26 protein-coding genes and 1 pseudogene are annotated in these 25,901 nt (G+C 38.0%); 22 read left to right on the top strand and 5 right to left on the bottom strand.

Annotation, left to right across the window (positions count from 1 at the left end):
- Window positions 1-1,470 carry a UDP-N-acetylmuramoyl-L-alanyl-D-glutamate--2,6-diaminopimelate ligase gene (locus tag AO843_RS13995; RefSeq protein ID WP_054611709.1) on the top strand — a complete coding sequence of 490 codons (1,470 nt, stop codon included), beginning with the start codon at window positions 1-3 and terminating at the stop codon, window positions 1,468-1,470.
- Here the strand turns inward: AO843_RS13995 and AO843_RS13990 are convergent.
- Entirely contained in the window at window positions 1,454-1,948 is a 495-nt protein-coding gene (locus tag AO843_RS13990; RefSeq protein WP_197278926.1) for a PaaI family thioesterase, read from the bottom strand. The two genes, AO843_RS13995 and AO843_RS13990, sit on opposite strands and share 17 nt — an antisense overlap.
- 90 nt (window positions 1,949-2,038) lie before the next feature.
- Between AO843_RS13990 and AO843_RS13985 the strand changes: the two genes are divergently transcribed.
- Window positions 2,039-2,485 carry a YlbF/YmcA family competence regulator gene (locus tag AO843_RS13985; protein ID WP_054611707.1) on the top strand — a complete coding sequence of 149 codons (447 nt, stop codon included), beginning with the start codon at window positions 2,039-2,041 and terminating at the stop codon, window positions 2,483-2,485.
- 199 nt (window positions 2,486-2,684) lie between these two features.
- Window positions 2,685-3,470 (top strand): annotated as a pseudogene (locus AO843_RS13980) (isocitrate/isopropylmalate family dehydrogenase); the annotation flags it as partial.
- Window positions 3,471-3,540: 70 nt separating this feature from the next.
- Here AO843_RS13980 and AO843_RS13975 read toward each other — a convergent pair.
- On the bottom strand, window positions 3,541-4,449 hold the full coding sequence (locus tag AO843_RS13975) for a glycerophosphodiester phosphodiesterase (protein WP_054611706.1): 909 nt from the start codon (window positions 4,447-4,449) through the stop codon (window positions 3,541-3,543).
- A gap of 378 nt (window positions 4,450-4,827) precedes the next feature.
- Between AO843_RS13975 and AO843_RS13970 the strand changes: the two genes are divergently transcribed.
- The gene (locus tag AO843_RS13970) at window positions 4,828-5,100 is read left to right on the top strand and encodes a YlbG family protein (protein WP_054611705.1); all 273 of its coding nucleotides are present in this window, start codon (window positions 4,828-4,830) and stop codon (window positions 5,098-5,100) included.
- Between the two features lie 2 nt (window positions 5,101-5,102).
- On the opposite strand, the gene AO843_RS13965 is transcribed toward AO843_RS13970, so the two are convergent.
- On the bottom strand, window positions 5,103-5,492 hold the full coding sequence (locus tag AO843_RS13965; RefSeq protein ID WP_054611704.1) for a DUF7147 family protein: 390 nt from the start codon (window positions 5,490-5,492) through the stop codon (window positions 5,103-5,105).
- 56 nt (window positions 5,493-5,548) lie between these two features.
- On the opposite strand from AO843_RS13965, the gene AO843_RS13960 reads away from it, so the two are divergent.
- From AO843_RS13960 to coaD, 3 genes are all read left to right on the top strand, one after another.
- Window positions 5,549-6,970: a hypothetical protein gene (locus AO843_RS13960; RefSeq protein WP_054611703.1), complete on the top strand. Its 1,422-nt coding sequence runs from the start codon at window positions 5,549-5,551 to the stop codon at window positions 6,968-6,970.
- Between the two features lie 71 nt (window positions 6,971-7,041).
- Window positions 7,042-7,608: a 16S rRNA (guanine(966)-N(2))-methyltransferase RsmD gene (gene rsmD, locus AO843_RS13955; protein ID WP_054611702.1), complete on the top strand. Its 567-nt coding sequence runs from the start codon at window positions 7,042-7,044 to the stop codon at window positions 7,606-7,608.
- Between the two features lies 1 nt (window position 7,609).
- Window positions 7,610-8,101 carry a pantetheine-phosphate adenylyltransferase gene (gene coaD / locus AO843_RS13950; RefSeq protein WP_054611701.1) on the top strand — a complete coding sequence of 164 codons (492 nt, stop codon included), beginning with the start codon at window positions 7,610-7,612 and terminating at the stop codon, window positions 8,099-8,101.
- Window positions 8,102-8,162: 61 nt separating this feature from the next.
- Here the strand turns inward: coaD and AO843_RS13945 are convergent, their stop codons facing one another.
- Window positions 8,163-9,059 (bottom strand): hypothetical protein, encoded by an 897-nt coding sequence (locus tag AO843_RS13945; protein WP_231630151.1) that lies wholly within the window; start codon window positions 9,057-9,059, stop codon window positions 8,163-8,165.
- Between the two features lie 119 nt (window positions 9,060-9,178).
- Between AO843_RS13945 and AO843_RS13940 the strand changes: the two genes are divergently transcribed.
- Complete coding sequence (locus AO843_RS13940) at window positions 9,179-10,225, top strand: SepM family pheromone-processing serine protease (protein WP_082389476.1); 1,047 nt, start codon at window positions 9,179-9,181, stop codon at window positions 10,223-10,225.
- Between the two features lie 49 nt (window positions 10,226-10,274).
- On the opposite strand, the gene AO843_RS13935 is transcribed toward AO843_RS13940, so the two are convergent.
- On the bottom strand, window positions 10,275-11,486 hold the full coding sequence (locus AO843_RS13935; protein WP_054611699.1) for a nucleotidyltransferase: 1,212 nt from the start codon (window positions 11,484-11,486) through the stop codon (window positions 10,275-10,277).
- Window positions 11,487-11,652: 166 nt separating this feature from the next.
- Between AO843_RS13935 and AO843_RS13930 the strand changes: the two genes are divergently transcribed.
- From AO843_RS13930 to murD, 14 genes are all read left to right on the top strand, one after another.
- Window positions 11,653-12,186 carry a YceD family protein gene (locus AO843_RS13930; RefSeq protein ID WP_054611698.1) on the top strand — a complete coding sequence of 178 codons (534 nt, stop codon included), beginning with the start codon at window positions 11,653-11,655 and terminating at the stop codon, window positions 12,184-12,186.
- Between the two features lie 24 nt (window positions 12,187-12,210).
- Window positions 12,211-12,384 (top strand): 50S ribosomal protein L32, encoded by a 174-nt coding sequence (rpmF, locus tag AO843_RS13925; RefSeq protein ID WP_010858320.1) that lies wholly within the window; start codon window positions 12,211-12,213, stop codon window positions 12,382-12,384.
- Window positions 12,385-12,551: 167 nt separating this feature from the next.
- Window positions 12,552-13,319 (top strand): enoyl-CoA hydratase/isomerase family protein, encoded by a 768-nt coding sequence (locus tag AO843_RS13920; RefSeq protein WP_054611697.1) that lies wholly within the window; start codon window positions 12,552-12,554, stop codon window positions 13,317-13,319.
- A 110-nt stretch (window positions 13,320-13,429) separates the two neighbouring features.
- Window positions 13,430-13,807, top strand: a complete 378-nt coding sequence (locus tag AO843_RS13915) for a transcriptional regulator (RefSeq protein WP_012293147.1) — start codon at window positions 13,430-13,432, stop codon at window positions 13,805-13,807.
- Between the two features lie 185 nt (window positions 13,808-13,992).
- On the top strand, window positions 13,993-14,895 hold the full coding sequence (locus AO843_RS13910) for a ketopantoate reductase family protein (protein WP_054611696.1): 903 nt from the start codon (window positions 13,993-13,995) through the stop codon (window positions 14,893-14,895).
- Entirely contained in the window at window positions 14,892-15,287 is a 396-nt protein-coding gene (locus AO843_RS13905) for a DUF3397 domain-containing protein (RefSeq protein ID WP_054611695.1), read from the top strand. The genes AO843_RS13910 and AO843_RS13905 overlap by 4 nt, the downstream gene beginning before the upstream one ends.
- Before the next feature lie 271 nt (window positions 15,288-15,558).
- Window positions 15,559-17,175 carry a bacillithiol biosynthesis cysteine-adding enzyme BshC gene (gene bshC, locus AO843_RS13900; RefSeq protein ID WP_054611694.1) on the top strand — a complete coding sequence of 539 codons (1,617 nt, stop codon included), beginning with the start codon at window positions 15,559-15,561 and terminating at the stop codon, window positions 17,173-17,175.
- Window positions 17,176-17,429: 254 nt separating this feature from the next.
- Window positions 17,430-17,861 carry a division/cell wall cluster transcriptional repressor MraZ gene (gene mraZ / locus AO843_RS13895; RefSeq protein ID WP_054611693.1) on the top strand — a complete coding sequence of 144 codons (432 nt, stop codon included), beginning with the start codon at window positions 17,430-17,432 and terminating at the stop codon, window positions 17,859-17,861.
- Between the two features lie 62 nt (window positions 17,862-17,923).
- A complete protein-coding gene (gene rsmH / locus AO843_RS13890) occupies window positions 17,924-18,874 on the top strand; it encodes a 16S rRNA (cytosine(1402)-N(4))-methyltransferase RsmH (RefSeq protein WP_054611692.1) in 951 nt (316 codons plus the stop codon).
- Complete coding sequence (locus AO843_RS13885; RefSeq protein ID WP_054611691.1) at window positions 18,875-19,246, top strand: cell division protein FtsL; 372 nt, start codon at window positions 18,875-18,877, stop codon at window positions 19,244-19,246.
- Window positions 19,243-21,471: a penicillin-binding protein gene (locus AO843_RS13880; protein WP_054611690.1), complete on the top strand. Its 2,229-nt coding sequence runs from the start codon at window positions 19,243-19,245 to the stop codon at window positions 21,469-21,471. The genes AO843_RS13885 and AO843_RS13880 overlap by 4 nt, the downstream gene beginning before the upstream one ends.
- Window positions 21,472-21,528: 57 nt before the next feature.
- Complete coding sequence (locus AO843_RS13875; protein WP_054611689.1) at window positions 21,529-23,445, top strand: stage V sporulation protein D; 1,917 nt, start codon at window positions 21,529-21,531, stop codon at window positions 23,443-23,445.
- A gap of 125 nt (window positions 23,446-23,570) precedes the next feature.
- A complete protein-coding gene (mraY, locus tag AO843_RS13870; RefSeq protein ID WP_054611688.1) occupies window positions 23,571-24,542 on the top strand; it encodes a phospho-N-acetylmuramoyl-pentapeptide-transferase in 972 nt (323 codons plus the stop codon).
- Complete coding sequence (gene murD, locus AO843_RS13865) at window positions 24,542-25,891, top strand: UDP-N-acetylmuramoyl-L-alanine--D-glutamate ligase (protein ID WP_054611687.1); 1,350 nt, start codon at window positions 24,542-24,544, stop codon at window positions 25,889-25,891. The genes mraY and murD overlap by 1 nt, the downstream gene beginning before the upstream one ends.
- Window positions 25,892-25,901: the final 10 nt, after the last annotated feature.

Raw genomic sequence — 25,901 nt, 5'->3', positions numbered from 1 at the left:
TTGCAATTAGCTGAGTTATTAAAAGACTGGCCATGTAGTGTGACAGGAGGATCGATTCGAACAGAAATTACAGGCGTAGAGGACTATGCACAGGCAGTACAACCAGGCGACATTTTTATTGTACGGAAAGGCAAAAAAACTACAGGAAGTCGTTTTGTCAAGGAAGCTTTGGCTCGTGGAGCAGCGGCAATCGTCTCTGAGGAAAGTATTTCTTTACCAATTATTGATAAAGAAATTCCTTTTGTGTGGGTCCCTAATACAGCGCTATTTCTATCGTATGCAAGTGCGAAGCTAGCTTCTTTTCCAGCAGAAGCATTAAGTGTCATTGCGATAACAGGGACAAATGGTAAGACAACAGTGAGTCATTTTGTTAGTCAGCTTTTAAACGCTCTACATAAAAAAGCAGCAGTTATAGGAACGATTGGCTTTTACTTCAATGGTGAAAAGCAACAGACATCTTATGAGCAGCTTACAACATTGCAGGCCAAAGAATTACATCCGATATTAAAACAATGTGTACGCAAAGGTGTCACGCATGTTGTATTAGAAGCTTCTTCAATGGGGTTACAACAACATAGACTTGATCATTGTGATATTGATTGTGGTGTGTTTTTAAACTTATCTGAAGATCATTTAGAAGATCATGGGGGATTAGAAGCCTATAAGCGTGCGAAGAAAAGATTAGCGGATTTATCTAAAAAGCTAGTATTAAATGGGGATGATAACTTTTGCCGTTCTGTTGGAATTTATGATAAGAAAAAATCCTGCTCATTTGGTTTTGATAATCACAATGATTTACATATCCAAATTATCAGTGAAACAGTTGGCAAAACAGTACTTTGCTTACAAACCTCATCGAGTGAGCATATTGTAGAAATCCCTTTTGTAGGAAAATATCATGTGCAGAATACTGTTGCTGCATTAATGGCAGTATGGCGCTTAGGTATTTCAATGGATGATATAGTTGGACATATGTGGTCCTTAAGGCTCCCAGAGGGTAGGCTTGAGAGGATTGATAACCCATTAGGAATTGATGTATATGTTGATTATGCCCATACTGCAGAAGCCCTGCAAGCAGTATTACAAACCTTCGATCGCTCGAAAACGATTTATCTTGTCTTTAGTTGTGGTGGGAATCGGGATAAGGCGAAACGTTTTGCCATGGGTGCTGTAGCAAGTAAATATGCCGACGTCATTTATTTAACAACGGATAATCCCCGAGATGAAGATCCAATTATTATTAACGAAAGTATTATTGCTGGTTTTACAGAGCAACAATACTACGAAATATATTTAGACCGTAAAGTCGCTATCCATCAAGCGTTAGCAAAGGCGAAAAAAGGAGACATTGTCCTTGTTGCCGGAAAAGGGCATGAACAAACACAGCAAATTAAAAATCAAAAATACCCTTTTTCCGATCAACAATGTATCAAGGATTATTTTTCAGGTCTACTTACCGACGCCGAATAATAAAAAATGAGCCTGTAGCAATGGCTAGCTTGCGTCCTGTCTCATCTTCGATATCACATTCCATTACAAGTGTTTGTCGTCCTTTATGGACAAAACGACCATGCGCAATTAATTCTGTATTCGTTGTTGTGGCAATATACGTTACATTCATATTTGTAGTAACTACATTAAATCCTTTTGGTACAGAGCGTGACGCAAGCCCGCCCATAGCTGCGTCGGCAATAGTCGCAATAATGCCACCATGTGGCACCTTAATCGTGTTATGAATAACTGGTGTAATTGGAATACGGACCTCACTGATCTCAGGCTCAAATTTCCCGACCATATGTAAGGCAGCGTTAATATAGCGACGATGTATGCCTTGCTGTTTTTCTCGAAGCCCATTTAAGAGATGTAATAAAACTTCTTCATCTTCCTCAGTACTTTCTTGTAAAATTGCCGCTAATAATTGATTGATTTCTTCTTTGTATGTTGTCATCAATTGGAAAACCTCTTTCATTAAAAATCTCAATAATGTAAAATTACCATAAAATCTGTTATGATGGAAAAGAGATTGGGGGAATTAAAAATGATGATGACCTCTGACTGGGTATTCATTTTAGATGAGGCGGAAGCGCTTTGTGAGATGATTCTTTCCTCAGAACCTGCGATGGCGCTCCAACAAGCGTATGATGCGGTTTATAGTGATGCACAAATTGTAGAAGCTATTTACGCATTTAATCGCATGAAAGAGCAGTACGAAGATGTACAACGTTTCGGAAAATATCATCCGGACTACCATACAATTATGAAGTCGATTCGCCAGCAGAAAAGGGCACTCGACTTAAATGAAAAGGTTTCAGCATTAAAAATTGCTGAAAACGATTTTCAGGACTTGCTTGATGAGATTAGCCTACTTGTAGGTAAAACGGTCTCTGAAGCGGTAAAAGTGCCTGTTAGCAATCCATTCTTTGCATCTGGTTCTTCTTGCGGAGGTGGGTGTGGCTCGGGTGGGTCATGCTCTTGCTCAGCGTAAATTAAGATGTGTAGAAACACATCTATCCTAGACTGTAGACAACTCGAAGCTATGAACAGAGTTTGTTTACAGTCTTTTTCTATACAATTATTAAAGGGGGTAACATAAATGGAAACATATGGGATTGTTGTCATACCAGGGATGGAATAGGAAAAGAGGTGGTACCAGCCGCCATAGAGGTTCTCAATAAGGCTGCAGGGGCTTACTTATTAAAATTCGCCGCGAGATGCAGCAATCTATTAATGTACGACCTGCAAAACTACTACAAGGTTTACCTTCACCTTTACGTCATCCTAATGGGTTTGATTTTATTGTTGTCAGAGAAAATTCTGAAGGGGAGTATGCTGAAAGTGGTGGGAGAATACATAGTGGTCAAGATGAGGTAGCGATCCAAAATGCCATTTTTACAAGAAAGGGTACAGAACGTGCGATGCGGTATGCTTTTGAACTAGCTAAAGCCCGTAGGCAACATGTGACAAGTGCCACAAAATCAAATGGCATTACCTACAGTATGCCATTTTGGGATGAAGTATTTGCACAAGTTGGGAAAGAATATGAAGAAGTGAGGAAAACATCTAATCATATAGATGCATTAGCGGCTTTTTTAGTAATGAAGCCTGAAAACTTTGATGTTATTGTAGCATCCAATTTATTTGGTGATATTTTAACAGATTTAGGGGGTGCCATCATGGGGAGCATTGGTATAGCACCAGCAGCCAATATAAATACAGAGGGCGTGTATCCGTCTATGTTTGAGCCTGTTCATGGCTCTGCACCTGATATAGCAGGTCAAGGGATTGCAAATCCAATTGGGCAAATATGGACCGGAAAAATGATGCTTGATTTTCTTGGCTATCAGGATGCGGGAACTAACATCTTGCGCTCTATAGAATTGACATTGGCGCGGGGAATTAAAACGCCAGATTTAGATGGAACAGCAACATTACGAGAAGTAACCGATGCAGTATTACATTATTTAGAATAAACCTATAGATAAATGAAAGAAGGGAAGGCGGTTATTTAGTGGCCTTCCCTTTTTATAGCGCGTATCCTTGTTAAGAATCTTGAGTTTGAAATAACTCTGTAGCAATATCGGGGCGATCAGTAACAATCCCTTTTGCGCCGTTATTAATTAATTTTTTCATCGTCTCTATTTCATTGATTGTCCAATAATGAACAGGGATGTTGAGATTATTTAGAAACTGAATAAACTTTGGAGAATCTAATGCGATAACACCTGATTTAGGAGGGATTTGGAAAACATCTACTTTTGGATGATATAAATGTCCGAATTGACTGGAGAAGGAAGCAAACGCTTTTCTCACATCTGATTCTCCTGCACCAAGTGCCACCTGATTTTGAGCATATAAATTAAAGCGATCTATTTGCTCTCCATAAAAACTTGTCACAACAACACGATCTTCTGCACCAAGTTCCTCAATTAAGCGCCAGAGTTTAGAAGGCATTAGACTTCCTTCATAAGTTTCTGGGGCATCTTTAATATCAATATTGATTAACATATTTGGATAAGACTCAAGTAGCTCTCGTAATGTTACAACATCTAATTTATCCTCACGGTGGGGGAAGGCTCCATCCAAATCTTCAAATTGATAGCCGTGGTTTAAGGCATTGATTTCAGCCAATGTCATATCAGCTATGAGACCGTAGCCATCTGTTGTACGTTCGACTGTATCATCGTGGAAAACAATAATTTCCTCGTCTTTTGTTAAACGTATGTCAATTTCAAAGCCATCAACGCCTAGCTGTGCTGCTTTGTCAAAGGCTATTATAGTATGTTCAGGTGCTAAATGAGCTCCGCCACGATGTGCAAGAATGATAGGGCGATCAAATTGTAAAGCTTGTTTACCTTCACGTTGCTGTGGTTTAGAAATAGCTTTACTACCTGCCCAAGCTGCCGCGCTTGCAGCTGCGATTGCAATTGCTATTTTAGTTTTCTTCCCCATATTCGTCCTCCTTAACAATTTTCTTCCTATAAAAGTAATGGTGAATTCATTGTTCAATGATTAACAAATGCTCAACGACCGTCCGAGAGCTTTATAAAACTAGTAATTAGTTAATTGAATGATGAATCTTTCATGCCGATTTTTTCCATCATCAATGATGGAGGTTTGAGGCATTATCATCTTCAGCAAAATTTACATGCAATCAATGGAAAAATAATCATTTAAGTCATTTAAAACAACTGATTCGAATTCCTACGATGTTTAACGTAGTATGCTTTTCCATTATAACGGAAAATCGAGCGTTCTGTCAGCTAAACTCTGTTGCTATCATTTTCTGGTCTATGGTATTCTTTTATGTAAGAAATGAGGGAATCCAATATGAACGAACGACAAGGGCTAATCGTTTACGTCCATCAATTAAAACATGCGAAGTCTCTTCGGAAATATGGTCATGTTCTTTATATTTCTAGAAGGCAAAAATATGTAGTGCTGTACTGCGATCGTGAGGACATTGATATGATGACAACAAAATTACAACGTCTTCCTTTTGTGAAAGACGTTGTGGAATCTTATCGTCCATTTGTGAAAACTGAATATGAAAATGCAAAGCCAGATAAAGCAAAGGAATATGACTATAAAGTAGGTCTATAATATTATACTAATGCTGGTATATAGTTATTTAGTCTTAATATGCCGATTAAGTATTGATAAAATAGTTTTGATTCCGAAAATATAGATGAGTGCTTTATTTCTACAACAACTGCTTTTCGATCGAGTTGTTCTATTTGTGCTTCAAACATATTTTGTCGCTTAGTTGGTTGCTCATCTTTATAAGGAATACCTTCGCGACAAATATAAATTGGCATGAACTTACTTTCGCCGACTGGTTTGAAGGCAACAGCTAAAGAGATTACCTTTTTATCTTCTTTTGTAGATGTTAGTATAAAGGCCTGATGAAAGCGTTCTTGATTTGTTTTAATAATTTCGAGTAGCTCGTAAACATCACCATAGCCTTCTCCTAATTCTATAAATTGTTGTGGCATAATAATTGCACATCCTTTCCAATACTCATAGTATCATGCTGCGGGAGGTCAAGCACATGAAATTTGCATTAAGCTTTTTTTCTATTTTAGTACTTATTATTGCAGGAACGTTATTTTTCCAGTACCATGCTTACTCATCTGATTTAGAAACTGGCATAGGGGATTTTCATTATTCGCAGGAAATTGAGATTGTCTATCGTGAAAATAGCTTAGATATTCGTCAGCATTTTAAAAATTTACCCAATCAAAAGGTAAAAATTAAATGGCCAGAAAAAGCAACAAACCCTAGTTGCTTTATCGAGAATGAAAATAGCTGTGATCGATTATCAGATGAGGTCTCTTATTTTGCCAAAGGGGAAACAAAATCACAATCTGTGTCATACATAATTCCGATTGAGGGTGGCTTGAAAAATAAGATGCTCCTTCAAGATGTTTTTGCTACACTAATAAATGGTGAAGCGTCCTATTCGATTGTTCATATTTCTACAGATAGTAAAATTAACGGACAATGGATTACTGGTCTGCCATTAGTAGGTCAACAACAGCTATCACTTGTTAATTATACAATGTTTAGAGGCAACGGTACTGTTCATGATCTTTATTGGCAAGCAGGGAAACTCAAAGTCCAAGAACAAACGCCTGTGTTATCTATTTATGCACAGCAGGCAATTCCAAATGATTTCCTAAAATCATTAGAGAATTTACAGTTTTTAAATGATGAACATATCGCGATTATTCAAGAAAAAAATCCTGCAACAGTCCATGATGAAAGATTGTTATTTTTACCAACACTTACAGCACAAGCTGTTGAACAGGAAGTAATTTTGTCCCAAATAAAATCGCAATATAATTTTGTAGACTCGCCAGAATGGTTGTTAGAAGTTGTGGCATCCTATTTAGTAAACGACCCAATTGGTGGAGATAAAGCAAAGAAAATCGTGAAGACATTAAATGATTACATGACAGATAGTCAACAGCAGGCTTGGCAGGAAATGTTGAAAAAACTTAGGGATGAACCTATATCACCAGATACAATAGACAAGTATTTATCGCAAGTATTGGATGCTAAAACATCTTACTTTACATTAAATGCAGGCCTGAAAAACGGAACATACCCATTATTATTTGAGGATTCTCGCGATGTGTATGTGAATGATGTGTTGAAAAAAGACGTTCATGTTATTCTATATGAAGGTCAAGCGCTATATACGGCAGATACGTTATTACCTTATCTTGGTTATTCGGTTGGCGAAGGGAAGAATGGCTATTATGTAAATAGTGAGCATCGTACATTCCGATTCCCGAAAGAACCTGGGTTTTATGTATTTAATCAGCGAAGATATTCAACTATTTCTGAACCAATTATTAAAATTGCAGATCACTATTACGTGGAAGAAGCTTGGTTACAACGTTTATTCTTAGTCGAATTACAAAAGAAAGAGGAACGTATTCAAGTATTAACACAAGAGCAACAATAATTTTTGCAGCGGAGGATTCCCCTTCGCTGCAAAAATACTTTATATGGATGAAAGTACGGTGATATGCTTATATGAGAGTTGTAGCAGGAGAGCGTAAAGGAATGCCGCTAAAGGCGATAACTGGGAATACGACAAGACCTACAACCGATAAAGTAAAGGAATCAATTTTTAATATGATTGGTCCGTTTTTTGATGGAGGGACTGCTCTTGATTTGTTTGCAGGAAGCGGTGGTTTAGGCATTGAATCACTAAGTCGTGGTGCAGAGTGTGCTATTTTTATTGAAAAAGATGCAAAAGCCTTTCAGGTGCTGCAAGAAAATATTAAAAAATGCCGTTATGAAGAACAAACCGAGCTTTTTCGTATTGATGCAAAGCGAGCGGTGAAAGCGCTATTAAAACGCGATATTACGTTTTCACTAGTTTTTTTAGATCCACCTTATCATCAAAAGGAATATTATGACTTGGTGCAATTACTGGTTGATAATAAAAAAATACAACAAAACGGTATAATTTTGTGTGAACATGCGAAAGAAGTACCATTACCTCAAAGTTTTGGTGAGTTTGTTTTAAAAAGACAAGAAACATATGGCGGAACAATTATATCTGTTTATCGCTGTACAGAGGAAGAGGGAGAATAAGTTGTCAGAGAAAATTGCTGTAGTTCCTGGAAGTTTTGACCCTGTGACATTCGGCCATTTAGATATTATTAAACGTGCAGCGGATGTGTTTGATATCGTATATGTAGCCGTATTAAACAATTCAGCAAAGAATCCGTTGTTTTCTGTAGAGGAACGTATGGCTTTAATGGCTGAAGTAACAAAAGCATTACCTAATGTTCGGATAGAAAGTTCTTCAGGTCTTCTGATAGACTATGCAAAGGAAAAAAAAGCTAAGGCCATTGTACGTGGCTTACGAGCAGTTTCAGATTTTGAATATGAAATGCAAATTACTTCCATGAACCGTTTTTTAGATGAAACAATTGAAACATTTTTCATTATGACGAAAAACCAATACTCATTCCTAAGTTCCAGTATAGTAAAAGAGGTTGCGAAATACGGAAGTGATGTAAATGAACTAGTTCCAGAATGTGTTGTACAAGCTTTAAAAGAAAAATATGGGTTTACTCAATAGTGGGTTAAGAGGATGTCGGTAATAAAGTGACATCCTCTTTTTTATCATCGAAAACTAATTATTACAGAAAAAATAGAGCATAAATAGTTGGTACAATGATTATGCTAAGAAGGCGGAATTTTATATAAGGTCTCACAGAAAGTTTGGCTGATTTAGCAATCACAAAAATTTGTAAGTGAATACTTATACTTTGCATCGTCAACAGAATGACGACTAGTAAAGGGGTATACGAGAGATCTGGGAAGGCCGTGACAGTCATTTTAAGACCGTTTGTCACTTCTAGGATTGCGGCTAAGGAAAGTTCAATACTATAAGGAAGCTTCGGTATTAGTTGATCTAAACCCTGTTGCACAATGGTCTGAATGGTTGTGAAAAAGATAATGGTTGTGCCCACTAACAGAATTGTTGGGGCTGTTTCTTTAATACTTTCAGAAAAAGGAGCCATATACAGTGTAGTGTTGTGTACGGAGATACTTGGTGAATCCGTTTTGCGAAATAAGAAGTAACCAATTATTAAGCAACAAATATTAAACGTATGTAGTAAACATAAAAACAACCATCCGAACGTATTACTGTGTAGTAAATCAAGGCTTACAAAACCTAAAACAAATAAAGGACTTGGTGCATGACAAACAGCAAGTAGAAAATTTGCTTCCTTGGGATGTAACTGACCACTATTTTTTAAATAAACAATAGTTGTCGCCCCAGTTGGGTAGCCTCCAAGTGCGCTAATAACATAGGCTTGTACGTATAAAGAAGCTCTTTTCGTTTTTGTTCGCATAGGGGCTGTTAAACGCAGGAGCCATTGTGTTAACACCAGATACGGCAATAAATACGGAAATAGCGCCTCCATGAAAAGAGTTAAGCCTAAATCAGTACCACTATGAGCGGTTTGTGGGAATAACAAGAGTAAGAGAATTAGAATTACGCAGAGAGCTATTTGAATTGTAGCAAACATGTTATCATCTCGTTTCAACTTTTTGTCATTCACATAGGCAAATGCTAAAATCAATATATGTGAGAAAGGCAAAAACATGAACGTATGGTTTTTACAAGCGTCCTAGGAGGTGTATTCAAGTGAAGAAAAAAATTGGAATTTATGCTGTGTTAATAGTCGTGATTTGTTTTATGATGTTGTACCGACTAGACGCGTATATAATGAAACCTGGTAGCGCTTATGATGTCAGTAAATTTGTTACTGTCGATAGCAAGGAAGCTGATAGCTTAGGGTCCCTGAGTCTAATGACGGTAGCAATGCAGCAAGCCACACCGTTTTCGTACTTATGGGCTAAAACTCAAAAATATCAAAAGCTCATGGATATTGAACAAGTCCGCAATCCATTAGAGGATGATGAGGAATATAATGTTCGACAGTTAAAATTAATGTCTGATTCGCAATTTAATGCAAAATATGTGGCTTTCCAAAGAGCTGGATTAGAGACAAAAGTCCATTTTAATGGTGTCTTTATATTAAATGTGTTAGATGGTGGAGCGTCAGATGGCATCTTAAAAGCTGGGGATGAAATAATTGAGGTTGATGGTCAAAAAATAACTAATCAACAAATGCTTGTTGAGCTTTTACAGCCTAAACAGCTTGGCGATCAAGTAACGATTCAATTTATACGTAATGGGGAACAACAACAGGCAACGATTACATTACAAGAAATTCCAAATGCACAAGAACATAGAGCCGGTTTAGGGATTTCATATACAGAAAGCAAATCGATTGAAACAATTCCACAAGTGACAATGAAAACAGAGGATATTGGCGGTCCCTCTGCAGGATTGATGTTTACACTTGAAATTTTAGATCAGCTTCTTGATGAGGATTTAACGAAAGGTTATGCCATCGCTGGTACAGGAGAAATGCTCATTGATGGATCAGTTGGACGAATTGGCGGAATTGATTATAAGATCATAGCTGCTGATCGTGACGATATGGAAATCTTTTTTGCCCCTGATGATGAAATTTCTCAAGATATGAAGGCAAAATATCCAGAGCTAGAATCCAATTATACGACTGCTGTAAAAACAGCAAAAGACATTGGAACAAAGATGAAAATTGTACCTGTGAAAAATGTTGACGATGCCATTAACTATTTAAAGCAGCTACAACCAAAATAAAATAACGAAAAAAGGATGCTAGACCCTTCTAGCATCCTTTTTTATGACTTTAATAACGGATTGGTGGTGTTTGATAATCTTTAGGGAGACTTGGCGCTGTTACTCCTTGTTCTATACTTAAATTGTATAGATCTGCAGCGTGAATATCGATGGCTAACATAGCATCATTTGTAGCTGCAACTCGGCTTATTAAAGGTAATTCGATATCTTTTTTGCGCTTTCCTAAATAAGCCTGGCCCATTGTGCTCATGCCAAGCAAACGGATAAATGATGGTGCTTCAAAGCTTTGTAGTTGCTCTTTAGAAAATCCTGTGTAAATATGTGTGATCATACGTTGAAGGCGGGTCCATGTATAACGTTTAGATTTTATTTTTTCCATAAAGCTATTATATGATGAGCTGCTTTTGGCGGCTTTCATAATAGCATTCTCAATTCCCTCAGTTACTTCTGCATAACGAGTGAGTTCAGAAGGCGTGTGTCTAATAATGGTGAACTGTAATAGTGGCCAAAATGATTCCCAGCTTGCAAATTTTTTATAATTATGATGCCAGTCTGCCAAATAGTCAAAGGATGTATCTGGGACAACATTTTGCACACTCTGTAAAGAACTTGTAGATGCCAATGCTTTGCGGATTCCTGTGGCACTTGCGATTGAAGCATCTTCTTTTAGTGCATCATGGTAACCTGCTGCGATGCGGGGAATTGTTAATGGCTGGATTTTACTGTCCAGTGTTTTCGCTGCCTCAAGATAATGAAAGCCAAGAATATTATTGGGTTGTGCAAGATCAATGTATGGAGCAGGGAATTTCTGAGAAAGCTGTTCATAGGCATAATGAAGGCTCTTTGGATAGCTTGCCCCTGTTTTGAGGCTTTCTTTAATGAGTGTGTCATATTCTGTACGGTGTTTGTCGATCAACTCAAAAGTGTTCAAGAAGGGTTGAATAGAACCATCCTCACTACCAAAAGCAAATGAGTCACAGCCAATCGCAGTTAATAATGAAATCGCCCCTTTTGCGAAATCAGTGGCAGGAGCTGTACTATAGACATAAGGTAGCTCTATGACAATGTCTACACCACCAGCAAGTGCCATTTTTGTGCGTGTCCATTTATCAACCATAGCAGGTTCACCACGTTGTAAAAATGTTCCACTCATGACAGCGATAACGATATCCGCTTTCGCTACTTTTTTAGCCTGTGTTAAATGATAAGCATGTCCGTTGTGAAAAGGATTATATTCAACAACAATTCCAACTGCTTTCATGTTTTCCCCCCTATAATTTATATTTTTATTTTAAGCTACTAGGAGCAAATACACTTCTCATAGTATATAATTATAGGTGGGTTTTAAAGTGGTGACAAGAAATTATCTTGACATCTATTTTTACACATTATATAATCAACAGTGTTGTCTCGAGGTGATTAAACGAATGAAATGGTCAATTCATCAATTATCTAAATACCGCCAAAACGGGATGCCAATCGATGCCTTTGTCCAAGTGGACGAAGTGATGGAGCGAAACCAGGATATTCGAGCAATTTCGCCCGTTCATGTAAAAGGGCTATGTACTTTTGGTGCATCGCAAATGACATGTCAGTTAACTGTGACAGCGACGTTAACACTACCATGTGCTCGCACGTGGGAGGATGTTGAGTTTCCTATCAACGTTGAGACAGTTGAAATTTTTAGCTGGATTGACGAAGATCAAAGAGGAGATGATGACGGAGACATTCACTATATTGACGGTGAAGTCATCGACATGAAACCAGTTCTTGAGGAACTAGTGTTACTTGAGGTACCTATGCAAGTGTTTAAAGAAAATTCTGAAGGACAAGTGCATGGTGGTAAAAGCTGGTCTTATGCAACAGATGAAGACGTAGAGCTACACAAAAAGGCTGACGAACAAAAAGTGGATCCAAGACTAGCTACTTTAGCTAAGTATTTTGATCAAACAGACGAATAGACGATCTGTAAGGAGGTGCCATCAATGGCTGTACCATTTAGAAGAACTTCTAAAACTGCAAAAAGAAAGCGTCGTACGCATTTCAAATTATCTGTACCTGGTATGGTAGCTTGCCCTAACTGTGGTGAAGCTAAATTATCACACCGTGTTTGTAAAGCTTGCGGACAATACAAAGGTAAAGAAGTAGTAAGCAAATAATACAGTGTTTGCTCACTTAAAAGGCTAGTAGAGAGACCATGGCTCTTTACTAGCCTTTTTTTTGATGGATTAAAAACAGAATATTTCGTTGATTTATGAAGTTTAATACAATAGTGAAATAATTGTATGCTACAATTTATTCATTGAGACAAAAAAGGGGGGACGATGTGGGATATACGATTGATAATCATGATGGTGTTATGACTTTTACGATTAATCGAGAAGAGAAGCGTAATGCTGTCAATGATGAGGTTATGAATGGTCTGCAAGAGGTCATTACGTATATTCGTAAACATGAGGATGTGCGATTTTTAGTAGTGACTGGTGCTGGAGACAAATCATTTTGCTCTGGAGGAGATTTATCTGAGTTTCATTCGCTTGAGACAGAGGATGAGGCATTTGGTATGTTAAGTAAGATGGGGAAAATATTATACGACCTTGCGACACTTCCAGTACCAACTATAGCGCTGATAAATGGAACTGCAGTTGGTGGAGGCTGTGAGATTGCTACAGCTTGTGATTTCCGTCTAGTGGCAAACCATGCAAAGTGTGGTTTTATTCAAGGGACCTTAGCCATCACGAGTGGTTGGGGTGGCGGTACATACCTTTTTGAACGAGGTTTACGTCATGACCGTGTGTTAAAAATGCTTGTGGATGCAAAACCGTATCCTGCACACTTGCTCTATGAAATAGGGTGGGCAATGCGAGTTTTTGAAGGCTCAAAAGAAGAGGCGTTAAATGATTTTATTGAACATATGCAAAAAATTCATCCTTCTGTTCATAAAGCTTACAAGGAAATCGAACTTCGTAAATGGCGTGAACGAAATATGTATGAGCGTGTGATGGAGGAAGTTCGCACCTGTGCAAAATTGTGGGAAAGTGAAGCACATCACCAGGCTGTTAATAATTTCTTGACGAAGAAGAATAATAAGTGATGTATAAAGACAGTGATGAAAGTAAAACTTAATCACTGTCTTTTTTTGTGCAAAGATTCTATTTTGCTCGCTACTGCATATAGTAGTAAAAAATGCGAGGGTGATAGATTATGGAATTGAAAAAAAGAAAAGATCAATGGACAAAGGAAGACGATGAAAGACTAGCAGAAATTGTCTTGCATAATGTGCAAAATGGCAAAACACAATTGGAGGCTTTTGAGATGGCGGCTGTGGAATTAGGCCGTACAAAACAGGCATGTGGCTTCCGTTGGAATAAAACATTGCGCGGTCAATATAGCCAGTCATTATTAGCTGTACGAAATCAACCACAACAATCTATGAGAAGTCATTTGAAGTTGGCATTGACAAGTTTTGACGAATTAACAGATGCCTATCAAACCCTAGAAATGAAACATCGAGAGTTGCAAAATGAACATGAAAAATTAGTGAAGTGGTTACAACAAGGTTATTCGTTGATGAAAGATTAAACTTACAGTAACTTTTGAAGGGCATACATTATTTTTCTTTCCTAGAGATAAAACCCTTTCTGTATATCGTCAATAATCAGTCAATCTTGTATAATAGAAGAACCTACTTAGAGGTGCCTTAGAATTTATTCTGAGGCACCTTATTCTTATAGCTTCATAAAGTAGTGAGGAAAGGATGTAGAATGATGAAGGTAGCAGTTATTGGTGCTGGAGCGGTTGGTCAATTAACAGCGAGTTTTTTAGTAGAGTCGGGAATGTCAGTGTCGTTGGTTGCAAGAAAACGGGAGCAGGTAGATGAACTAACTACCAATAAGTTAACGCGACTGAATGTTGACGGAACTAAAACTGTACAAAAAATTGTTTCTACTACAAATTTAACTGCACTCCCACCTCAAGATTTAATTGTGATTGCCGTTAAATATGTCCATTTACAAAAGCTCTACAAACAATTAGCATCACTATCAAATGAAATACCTTTGCTCTTTATGCAAAATGGCTTAGCTCATTTTGAGGAGGCACTAAATTTACCCCAAAAAAATATCGCATTTTGCTCGGTGTCCTTTGGAGCGCAATTGCTAGATCGAACTACGGTTCAACATAGAGGGATTGGGCCGTGTAAAGTTGCTATCGAACGAGGAGATCAACATGCTTTTCTACAACTGTTGCAATTACAAAACCCTTTGTTCCCTATTGAAACTGTCGATAATGCGGAGCAAATGCTGTTTGAGAAAGCAATATTCAATAGCTTAATTAATCCATTAACTTGTGTCTTGCAAGTAAAAAACGGGGAGCTAGTGACTAATACACAAGCGTACTTACTTATGAAAAATATATATCAGGAGTTAACGGTTGCGTTTGAAGGTATTGAACGCACTATATTTTTTGAAGATGTGGTAGACTTATGTAGGAAAACAGCCGGAAATACATCTTCTATGCTTGCAGATCGTATGCAGGGGAGAAAAAGTGAGATTGAAACAATAGTTGGTGCCATTCTGAATAAAGCTTGGACAAATGGTCATAATTTGCCTACTTTGCGTACTTTATATCATCAAGTACTTGCGATAGAGGAGAGCGGTGAACAAAGTTGAAAGACCTTTTACATATCATTATTAGTATCGTTATTTTTTGTCCGATTGTTCTTTTTGTCATAGTCTATATAATCGGACGAAAAGTTAAAATACGTGGCACACACGCGTTTGGTGCAGCCTCTGATGTGACAACATTATGTTTGTTCTTTTCGGTACCCTTAGGTATAGGAGTATTGTGGCGTGTAAATGTAGGGGCACTTTTAGTAATCCTTGCAATAATGATGGCCATGGTTTTTACATATATTGATTGGCGGACAAAAAAAGAAATAGAAGTGAAGCCATTATTAAAGAAAATTTGGCGTTTTTTATTTTTAATACTGAGTGCAGCGTATATTGTAATCTGTATAGTAGGTGTCATTCAGTCCATTGTAGAATATTTACAGGTTGTCTAAGCATTTTCTTTTCATGTTGAAGCTATAAGCGTTAAAATAATAGCATTATAAAATAGTTATAAAAAATCATTCTTTATGGATAGGAAATTGATTAAGTTTCACGAATCCTAATGCTAGAAGTATAGTTCAGTAATATTGCACTGTTGCTATGTAGTGATGGAGAACAGTGTTATGGGCAAAACATTTATAGCATCATGTGCATAATATGAGGGGAATCGATTTCTTGTTATAAGTAAGATAATGATTTAGTAAGTAGAGGAGTTTATGTTAAATGAAACTGGAGTCTATCCAAGGACCTATAAAAAATCATGTGCTAGCCGATTACTGGTCACCAAATACTGCCATTCATCAGTTTTTTGAATACGATTATAATGATCAGGCTTTTGAGAAAAGAGCGAAGCATTTAGCACAACATGCCAGAGATCAAAAAGAACTGACAGCCATCATCCGTCAATTTATGGAGCCGCTAGGGCTATCACAAAAAGCGAATGAGCATTTACAACAATTAGAACAAGGAGCTATGGTCATAGTCGGTGGACAACAAGCTGGTATCTTAACTGGCCCTCTTTATTCCATTCATAAAGCTATTTCAGTAATAGCATTAGCAAAGGAGCAAGGTGCAAAGCTTCAAAAGTCTGTGATTCCTGTTTTTTGGATAGCTGGAGAAGATCATGATTTAGAAGAAATAAATCATACCTATACAGTGCATGGCGAGTTACTAAAAAAACGTGCATACAGTGAACGCTCTAGACGTAAAACAATGGCTTCGGCAACAATACTAAATAAAGAGTCGATGACACAATTTATCAATACCATTGTTAGAGATATTGGGGAAACAGAGTTTACAGAGGCGCTTATTAAACAATTAGTGGATGTACTGAACGAGAGTGAGACATTTACTGATTTCTTTGCGCGACTAATGAATCAATTATTCAAAGATGAAGGGTTACTGTTAATTGATGCGGCGGACTATAATTTCCGTCAATATGAGAGTAGCAATTTTGTGCATATCATTCAGCACAATGAAGAAATTGCTAGAGTGGTAACAGAGAAGGAAGAGCAGCTAGAGCAAGCTGGCTACGGTACGCCTATTTTGGCGACAAAGGAAGCGGCTAATTTATTCTATGTAGAGGATGGAGAACGTCATCTTTTAGAAAGAAAAAATAACCTATTTGTTAACTTAGCTGCAAATCTTAAGTTTTCACAAGAAGAGTTAATAGAGATTGCCGACAAACATCCAGAGCGTTTGAGTAATAACGTAGTGTCTCGTCCATTAATGCAGGAAATGACATTCCCTGTACTAGCATTTGTCGGTGGTCCAGGGGAATTAGCTTATTGGGCAACGCTAAAGAATGCGTTTTCTGTACTAGATCTACAAATGCCGATTTTTGCCCCTCGTCTTCATATCACGATTGTTACGCGGCATGTCGAGCAATTATTACGTGAACATCAACTTACAGTAACTGATGTTTGGGATGGCAAAGCCTTAGAGATGAAAGAGCAATTTATCCATGGTGTGCAAGATAGTGAAGCTAAACGTCAAATCGAGGCTATGCAGCGGTTATTAGCGGAAAAGTATGGGGAGCTTGCATCATACTTAGAGGAACAGCATTTATCTTTAGATAAAATTCTTGTGAAAAATCAAGAAAATCATTCAAAACAATTTGACTACCTACAGCAAAAAATTGAACAAACTGTACTCAACAAGCATGAAACTACTATACGCAAATTTACGACACTGCAAAATGAGTTGTATCCAAATGATGGTTTCCAAGAGAGAACTTATAACCCATATCAATATTTCAATGAGTTTGGACCTATGTTGATTGCAGAAATGTTAAAGCAAAACTATAGTATCGGTAAACACCACTATTTACTTTATTTATAAACCTTTATGATAGGTACTTTGTACCCAAATTAATATTTAATACAATATGAATTTGGTGAATAATGTCGATAAAAATAGTATATAAAGAGCTATCCTACTAAGGATAGCTCTTTCTTTATGTCATTTAGCATATATCAAAAATTCCCATCAAGGTCTAATTGCACATTGGAAGATTAAATGTCAAGTTTTTTTTAAAAAAAGTGGAGGAAAGTGGGGGGATGTGGTACATTATTTAATAAAGTGGGGTGAGTAGTATGTTCATGGGAGAATATCAACACTCCGTTGATGCGAAAGGGCGATTAATCGTACCGGCAAAATTTCGTGAAGCTTTAGGCGAAACGTTTGTTGTCACAAGAGGTCTCGATAACTGTCTATTTGGCTATCCTATGAATGAATGGCGAAAACTCGAAGAAAAGTTAAAAGATTTACCGATGACCAAAAAGGATACACGAGCATTTGCAAGGTTTTTCTTTTCTGGAGCAACAGAGGTAGAAATAGACAAGCAGGGGCGAATCAATATCCCATCTACTCTTATGCAACATGCACATCTTGTAAAGGAATGTGTAGTGCTAGGGGTTTCGAATCGAATTGAGATTTGGGCAAAAGATGCATGGGAAGCTTACTTCAGCGAGTCTGAACAATCTTTTAATGAAATTGCAGAAAATATGATTGGCTTTGATTTTTAACTTTTGATAGGTATGTCGATGCAAAATTGACATGAGGTTAAGGCCTGAAGGGAGCGAGTGGTATGTTCGATCATACAACCGTGTTATTAAAAGAAACTGTTGATGGGTTGAACATCGATCCTGATGGTGTATATGTAGACTGTACCTTAGGTGGTGCAGGTCATAGTGAATATTTAGTCCAACAATTATCAGATAATGGCCGTTTAATTTGTTTCGATCAAGATATGACGGCTATTGAAAATGCGAAAATTCGATTAGCGCCTTATATTGAGCGCGTCACGTTTATCCATTCGAATTTCCGTTATTTAAAAGAAGAACTATTAGGTCATGGTTTCGAGCAAGTTGATGGTATTTTATATGACTTAGGCGTATCTTCACCTCAGTTAGATACACCAGAGCGTGGCTTTAGCTATCACCATGATGCACCACTGGATATGCGGATGGATCAAACAGCTACACTTTCAGCTTTTGAAGTTGTCAATCAATGGGCATATGAAGATTTAGTTCGTATTTTTTTCCGATATGGGGAAGAAAAGTTTTCAAAGCAAGTTGCCCGTAAAATTGAAGAGGCCCGTAAATTAGCACCAATTGAAACAACTGGCCAACTTGTAGAACTTATTAAAGAGGGTATTCCAGCAGCGGCACGCCGAAAAGGTGGACATCCAGCAAAGCGCATTTTCCAAGCAATACGAATTGCTGTCAATGACGAGTTAGGCGCAGCAGAGGATTCATTAGTCGATGCGATTGATATGATTAACGTAGGTGGACGCATTAGTGTCATTACGTTCCATTCATTGGAGGACCGCCTATGCAAGACCATCTTTAAGGAAGCGTCATCATTACCGGAATTACCACCAAATTTACCTGTAATTCCTGATGACATGAAGCCAACTTTAAAGCTTATTTCACGAAAGCCAATTCTTCCTTCTGATGAGGAATTAGAGGTAAATAATCGTGCGCGTTCTGCAAAGCTTAGAGTGGTGGAGAAAATTAACGACAAAGGGCGTGAGTAAATGGCAGCAGTTCGTGTAAGGCAACAGCACCAACATCAACAAGTGCAACAACCGATAACACCACCTAGTCCACAACCCACTATCATACGTCGTAAAAAAACGAACCAGAAGTTTGAGAAAACAATGCTAATCGTTTTAATTAGTATTATTGCTGTATTAGGAGTCGTAGTATTAAATAAACAAGCAGCTATTCAAACTACTAGCATGGACATTCAAAAAATCGAATCAGAAGCAGATGAGATTGCAAAACAGAATGTTGACTTAACGGTTCGTGTAAGTGAACTTTCTACATACGATAACATATGGAAAAAAGCAGAAGAACTCGGTTTAACTCAAAATGAGAAAAATGTAAAGGTAGTGCCGGGAGAATGAAAAAAAAGAGATTTCGATTCCAATGGGGAGCCTTTCTATTATTAATTTTTTATGGAGGGCTCTTTTTTCTATTATTTACAAGAATGGTGACCATTCAGGCGACAGGACAAGTTGAAGGACAGGAGCTTGCAGCAAGAGCAGCGGCTAAGTATGGTAAGGAAAGTGTTATTACAGCAAACCGTGGGAAGATTTATGACCAAACTGGCCAAGTCATTGCAGAGGATACGTTAAGCTATCGCTTGGTTGCTGTCGTAAGCGAAGCAGCTACAACAGATCCAAAGAAACCAAGACATGTTGTAGATGCTGAAAAAACGGCACAAGTTTTAGCCAAGTATATACCAGCAATGCAAGGAAAAGAAGATGAAATTCTTAAAAAACTAAACAATCGCTATAGGAGCGATGGAGAACCTTTATATCAAGTGGAGTTTGGGAGTTCAGGACGCGGTATTAGTCATGAGGTCATGAGTAAAATAAAGGAAGAAGAATTACCAGGAATCTTATTTGTTAGTGACTTAAAACGCTATTATCCAAATGGTATCTTTGCCTCACATTTAATCGGCTATGCGCTGAAAAAGGATAATAAAGATGGAACCGTCACAACAAAAGGCGAAATGGGCCTAGAATATACGTATGATAAAGAACTGACAGGCGTTAACGGTAAAATGAAATATGAGACAGATGCTTTCAGTTATTTATTACCGCATAGCAAAAAAATGGTAACACCAGCTAAAGATGGGAATGATATTTATTTAACGATCGATAAAACCATCCAAAGCTTTTTAGAAGAAGCGATGTCGAAGGTTGAAAAGGAATACAATCCAGAATCCATGACTGCGGTCGTAGCAGACCCGAAAACAGGGAAAATATTAGCGATGTCTCAACGCCCTACTTTTAACCCTGAAACACGCGATAGCCAAAACATGAAATGGCTGAACGAGGTGATCGAGGAGACAATTGAGCCTGGTTCAACGATGAAAACATTCACGCTAGCTTCGGCTATTGATACAAATACGTGGGATCCAAATGCTCCATTCCATTCAGGTTCCTATACAGTACATGACCGCACAATTCGAGACCATAATCAAGTTGGATGGGGTACTATCGACTATTTACAGGGATTCCAACGATCTTCGAATACAGCAATGGCAAATTTATTAAAATTAATTGGCGATGATGTCTTTGTTGAATATTTAGACCGCTTTGGTTTTGGGCACAAAACAGGTATTGATTTACCAAATGAAGCGACAGGTACAATATTATCTAGATATCCAATTCAACGAGTAACGACAACATATGGGCAAGGGTCAACAGTAACACCTATTCAGCTTATTCAAGCGATGACTGCTATTGCAAATGATGGCAAGATGATGCAACCCTATGTTATTGACCGTATTGTTGATTCATCAACAGGAAAAGTTATTCAAAATCACGAACCTGTTGAAAAGGGACAGCCGATAAAAGCAGATACGGCGAAACAAGTCCGAGAAATACTTGCCTCTACTTTAACATCAGAATATGGTACTGCGAAGGATTTTATACTGGAGGATTATGAGGTTGCCGGGAAGACAGGTACAGCGCAAATTCCGAGAGCAGATGGTACTTATGCTTGGGGTGCTAACCAATTCCTATATTCATTTTTAGGAATGGCTCCCGTCGATGATCCTCAGCTCATCATGTATGTCTCAGTGAAAAAACCTAAGTTAAATAATGAGCTTGGATCAGTACCAGTATCAAAAGTATTTAATCCGGTTATGTTAAATAGCTTAAAGCATCTTAATATTAATCCTGGTGATGTGCAGCATGTGGATAAAGTCAATATCCAGGATTATACAGGTCAAAATGCTGAGGCGCTTGAGGTAGAACTAGGGAATGATGGATTAGAGCCTGTAGTAATCGGTAGTGGTGGTAAAATTACAGATCAATATCCTAAAGATACAAAACAACTAGTAAAAGGTAGCTATGTATTTTTGAAGACGGATGGCGATATAACTTTGCCAGACTTTACGAATTGGTCATTAAGAAATTTACTTGTTTTCAAGTCTATGACAGGGGTAGAGATGGAGATTTTCGGTGAAGGCTTTGTAGCGAGTCAGAGTGTATCTCCAGGAACCGTTATAACTGATAATTCACCGATTGTTGTTAAGCTCAAAACACCTGCTGAAAGCTTTGTACAAGACGTTGAAGCTGCCTCTGAGGGTGAAATTGAACAATTAGAGGATGAATAATACTGAATAGAAGTCCACTTTATTTCATACGTTGTAAAAAACAAGGTGTGATGTCGAATGAAGTGGATTTCTATCCATTCTAAAAAGCGTTTACGTATTTTATACGTGTTGTTTATGTGTGTAGCAGTGGCAATTGTTATTAGGCTTTTCTTTTTGCAAGTATTGGATCAAAAAGAACTGACAACGAAGGCAGAAGAGAATTGGGACCGAGAAATTCCGTTTGCTAATGAGCGGGGGCATATTACCGATCGAGATGGTGAAAGCATTGTAACCAATAAGCTAGCACCTACTTTATATTTTATGCCTTCCCAAAGTAAAGATATTGAAGGTGCTGCCGAAAAAATTGCGCAAGTTCTGGAAGTAGATAAAGAGAAACTATTAGAGAAAATGAAGAAAAGAGCCTATCTAGTAAAGCTAGCGCCAGAAGGGAAAAATATCCCTTATGAAAAAGCGGTGGAATTACAAGGTTTGCAAATTGAAGGCCTATATAGTGGTGTTGACTATTCTAGGGACTACCCTTATGGAACACTATTATCTCGATTTTTAGGTTTTACTGGGTATGATGCACAAGGCTTAGCTGGCATTGAATATGAATATGATAAACTTTTACAAGCTAATTCTTCTGCCATTCGCCTTTTTACAGATGCTAAGGGCAATAGTTTACCAAATGTCGCGAGTGCTTGGAAAGCGGGCGAAGATGGTGCAACCATTGAACTAACTATCGATGTCGATGTCCAACAGGTGGTTGAGCGTGAATTGTCACAAGCCATGGAGCGCTATGAAGCTGACCAAGCATTGGCTATTGCTATGAATCCGAATAATGGTGAAATTTTAGCATTAGCCTCCTATCCAACTTTTCATCCATCTGAATATCAATTAGTAGAGCCGGCGATCTACAATCGGAATTTACCTGTATGGATGACATATGAGCCAGGTTCTACTTTTAAAATTATTACACTCAGTGCTGCATTGGAAGAAAATTTAGTGGATTTAGAACATGAAACTTTTTATGATCCAGGGTATACGATGGTAGCTGGGGCAAAACTTCGTTGCTGGAAACGTGAAGGGCATGGCCATGAAACTTTTTTAGAGGTCGTGGAAAATTCTTGTAACCCAGGCTTTATAGAATTAGGGCAGCGTTTAGGCAATGAGCGACTACTGCAATATATTAAAGATTTTGGTTTTGGTCAGAAGACAGGTTCCAATATTGCTGGTGAAGCATCAGGGATTTTATTTTCTAAGGAAGCCTTTGGACCGGTTGAACAGGCCACAACCTCATTTGGGCAAGGGGTAGCTGTAACACCTATTCAACAAGTTCAAGCGGTAGCTGCAGCAATAAATGGAGGCAAGCTTTATACGCCTTATGTTGTGAAAAAGGTATTTAATCCGAATACAGGGGAAGTTATACAGGAAACTGAACCAGTTGCTAAAAACCAGGTGATTCGTGAGGAGACTTCTGCAAAGGTTCGTGGGGCATTGGAGTCAGTAGTGGCGAATGGTTCAGGTCGACAAGCCTTTCGAGATGGCTTACGAATTGGTGGTAAAACAGGAACAGCGCAAAAGGTAGAAAACGGCCGTTATAAGAGCGGGGAATATATCGTGTCATTTATAGGCTTTGCTCCAGCAGACAATCCGCAAATTGTCGTCTATGTAGCAGTCGATAACCCTAAAAAAACGACCCAGTTTGGTGGCGTTGTGGCAGCACCTATTGTTGGGCAAATTATTGAGGATGTTGCACCTTTTGTAGGTATTGAAAAATCGAAGGAACAGCTTGAAAAGGATTATCGTTATGGTGATCCAGTTACTATGAAGGTACCGAATTTTATAGGCCTGACAAAGGATGATATTGCCAAGCAATTTTATCCATTCCGTATAGAATGGCATGGTGAAGGGACTAAAATTGGTAACCAATTACCTGAAGTGGATAGTGTTATCAAACAAGACGGTACCATTCATTTATATTTGGAGAACTGAAATAACTTTACCTTTAAAAAATGGGAAAGAACCACTATTATTATGAAGGGTAGTAATAAATAAATGAAAGTTTATGCTTTTTTCCTAAAGAAGAAAGTGAAACAAGATTTAAAGGAGATTTTTCAATGAAACTCGCAACAACACTTACCATTTTAGCTCTTGCTTTTATAGTAACAGTTATCCTGGCACCAATTAGTATTCCACTTCTTCGTCGCCTTAAGTTTGGGCAAAGTATTCGTGAAGAGGGACCGAAATCTCATATGAAAAAAGCTGGTACACCAACAATGGGTGGTATAATTTTCTTAATTTCTATCGTCCTAACAACTGTCGGTGTAGGAAGCTTTTTAGATTTATTAACGACACAGACCGTAGTACTTTTATTAGTATTAGCAGGATTTGGCTTAATAGGTTTATTGGATGATGGTTTAAAGGTTGTATTTAAAAGAAATTTAGGGTTAACCTCTCTTCAAAAATTAATTGGTCAAATTGTTATCGCCATCCTTGCATATTTTCTACTGCATGTTGGATCTTTTGATACAACACTTGCTATTCCATTTACGGAGTTGACTGTAGATCTTGGAGTCTTCTATGTTGCCTTCTTAATTTTTTGGTTAGTAGGCTTCTCCAATGCGGTGAATTTAACAGATGGATTAGATGGACTAGTGGCAGGAACTGCATCGATTGCTTTTGCGGCATTTGGGGTTATTGCGCTTTTCCAAAGCCAAGCAGATATTGCTTTATTTGCATTTGCTGTTACAGGAGCATTATTAGGATTTTTACTATTTAATGCGAACCCAGCGAAAGTATTTATGGGTGATACGGGTTCATTAGCATTGGGTGGGGCATTAGCAATGGTATCGGTATTAGTAAAAGAAGAGTTCTTACTTTTACTAGTGGGCTTGGTATTTGTCATCGAAACATTATCCGTTATTTTACAGGTAGGGAGCTTTAAGCTTCGTAAAAAGCGTATTTTTAAGATGAGTCCAATCCATCACCATTTTGAATTATCAGGTTGGTCAGAGTGGAAAGTAGTGCTTGTCTTCTGGTCAACTGCCCTAGCAGTAGCATTGATTGCAGTCTTATCGGAGGCGTTTTAATGAAAAACTATACAGATTTACAACATAAAAAAGTCCTTGTGTTAGGTCTAGCCAAAAGTGGTGTGGCCGCTGCGGAAATTTTACATGAGCTTGGCGCCTTTGTAACAGTCAATGATTCCAAACCATTTGATGAAAGTCCAGATGCACAGGGATTATTACAAAAGGGAATTACTGTGATTTGTGGTCGCCATCCTGAAGATTTACTGGATGAAGGCTTTGAATTAGTAGTCAAAAACCCAGGTATTCCTTATAGCAATCGCATTGTAGCGGATGCTATACATCGTGATATTCCTGTTTGGACAGAGATTGAACTTGCTTATTTAATAAGTGAAGCACCATTCATTGGTATTACAGGCTCGAATGGTAAAACAACAACAACCACTTTAATATTCGATATGCTGAATAATGGAAGTAAAAATCCGTTGATTGCTGGAAATATTGGAACAGTTGCTTGTGGTGTCGCTAAAGAAGCCAGTAAAGATGACATTATTGTAACGGAATTGTCATCGTTCCAATTGATGGGGACAAAAACATTTAAACCTAAAATTGCTATTTTAACAAACCTTTATGATGCGCATCTCGACTATCATGGAACATTTGATAACTATGCTGAAGCGAAGTTTGGTGTCACACGTAATCAAGATGATAGTGATTATTTTATTTATAATGCTGACCAACCAATTGTAGTTGGATATGCGGCACAATCGAATGCACAAAAAATCCCATTCAGTTCAAAGGGGCGTACTGACAACGGGATCAGTGCAGATGATACAACGATATACTGGCATGGGGAACCATATATGGATCGGGCAAACATCGCGCTCCCTGGTAAGCATAATTTAGAAAATATTCTAGCAGCAGTGGCAGCTTGTATTTTAGTTGGCTGCGACAAAGGGAAGATGAAAGAGGTTTTAGCGACATTTGGTGGGGTGAGACACCGTACTCAATTCGTACGTGAATGGAATGGTCGTAAGATTTATAATGACTCGAAAGCAACAAACTGTTTAGCAACAAAGAGTGCTTTAGATGCATTCCAAGCGCCCGTTATTTTGCTAGCAGGTGGTTTAGATCGAGGACATTCTTTTGAGGAGCTTCGACCTAGTATGAATCATGTCAAAGGCGTTGTCGCATTTGGTGAAACTGGCTTACGTTTTGTTGAATTTGCAAAATCGTGTGGCGTCCAACAAACAGTTATCGCTCAAAATGTGGAAGACGCTGTACACTATGCAGCACCGATGTCAGCAGAGGGAGATATTATTTTATTATCTCCAGCATGTGCAAGCTGGGATCAATATGACAGCTTCGAAATACGCGGTGATGTTTTTATTGATGCTGTAATGAAGCTGTAATGAGCCTGTA

It is taken from the genome of Lysinibacillus sp. ZYM-1, assembly GCF_001308875.1.
GTDB lineage: Bacteria > Bacillota > Bacilli > Bacillales_A > Planococcaceae > Lysinibacillus.
Note: the sequence above shows the minus strand (reverse complement) of the source record. Positions and strands in the feature narration are given on the sequence as shown.

Excerpts from the sequence above, each read along its gene's own strand:
- AO843_RS13990 (WP_197278926.1), bottom strand. The coding sequence starts at position 1,948 with ATGACAACATACAAAGAAGAAATCAATCAATTATTAGCGGCAATTTTA.
- AO843_RS13985 (WP_054611707.1), top strand. The coding sequence starts at position 2,039 with ATGATGATGACCTCTGACTGGGTATTCATTTTAGATGAGGCGGAAGCG.
- AO843_RS13975 (WP_054611706.1), bottom strand. The coding sequence starts at position 4,449 with ATGGGGAAGAAAACTAAAATAGCAATTGCAATCGCAGCTGCAAGCGCG.
- AO843_RS13970 (WP_054611705.1), top strand. The coding sequence starts at position 4,828 with ATGAACGAACGACAAGGGCTAATCGTTTACGTCCATCAATTAAAACAT.
- AO843_RS13965 (WP_054611704.1), bottom strand. The coding sequence starts at position 5,492 with ATGCCACAACAATTTATAGAATTAGGAGAAGGCTATGGTGATGTTTAC.
- AO843_RS13960 (WP_054611703.1), top strand. The coding sequence starts at position 5,549 with ATGAAATTTGCATTAAGCTTTTTTTCTATTTTAGTACTTATTATTGCA.
- rsmD (WP_054611702.1), top strand. The coding sequence starts at position 7,042 with ATGAGAGTTGTAGCAGGAGAGCGTAAAGGAATGCCGCTAAAGGCGATA.
- AO843_RS13945 (WP_231630151.1), bottom strand. The coding sequence starts at position 9,059 with ATGTTTGCTACAATTCAAATAGCTCTCTGCGTAATTCTAATTCTCTTA.
- AO843_RS13935 (WP_054611699.1), bottom strand. The coding sequence starts at position 11,486 with ATGAAAGCAGTTGGAATTGTTGTTGAATATAATCCTTTTCACAACGGA.
- AO843_RS13930 (WP_054611698.1), top strand. The coding sequence starts at position 11,653 with ATGAAATGGTCAATTCATCAATTATCTAAATACCGCCAAAACGGGATG.
- rpmF (WP_010858320.1), top strand. The coding sequence starts at position 12,211 with ATGGCTGTACCATTTAGAAGAACTTCTAAAACTGCAAAAAGAAAGCGT.
- AO843_RS13915 (WP_012293147.1), top strand. The coding sequence starts at position 13,430 with ATGGAATTGAAAAAAAGAAAAGATCAATGGACAAAGGAAGACGATGAA.
- AO843_RS13910 (WP_054611696.1), top strand. The coding sequence starts at position 13,993 with ATGAAGGTAGCAGTTATTGGTGCTGGAGCGGTTGGTCAATTAACAGCG.
- bshC (WP_054611694.1), top strand. The coding sequence starts at position 15,559 with ATGAAACTGGAGTCTATCCAAGGACCTATAAAAAATCATGTGCTAGCC.
- mraZ (WP_054611693.1), top strand. The coding sequence starts at position 17,430 with ATGTTCATGGGAGAATATCAACACTCCGTTGATGCGAAAGGGCGATTA.
- rsmH (WP_054611692.1), top strand. The coding sequence starts at position 17,924 with ATGTTCGATCATACAACCGTGTTATTAAAAGAAACTGTTGATGGGTTG.
- AO843_RS13885 (WP_054611691.1), top strand. The coding sequence starts at position 18,875 with ATGGCAGCAGTTCGTGTAAGGCAACAGCACCAACATCAACAAGTGCAA.
- AO843_RS13880 (WP_054611690.1), top strand. The coding sequence starts at position 19,243 with ATGAAAAAAAAGAGATTTCGATTCCAATGGGGAGCCTTTCTATTATTA.
- AO843_RS13875 (WP_054611689.1), top strand. The coding sequence starts at position 21,529 with ATGAAGTGGATTTCTATCCATTCTAAAAAGCGTTTACGTATTTTATAC.
- mraY (WP_054611688.1), top strand. The coding sequence starts at position 23,571 with ATGAAACTCGCAACAACACTTACCATTTTAGCTCTTGCTTTTATAGTA.
- murD (WP_054611687.1), top strand. The coding sequence starts at position 24,542 with ATGAAAAACTATACAGATTTACAACATAAAAAAGTCCTTGTGTTAGGT.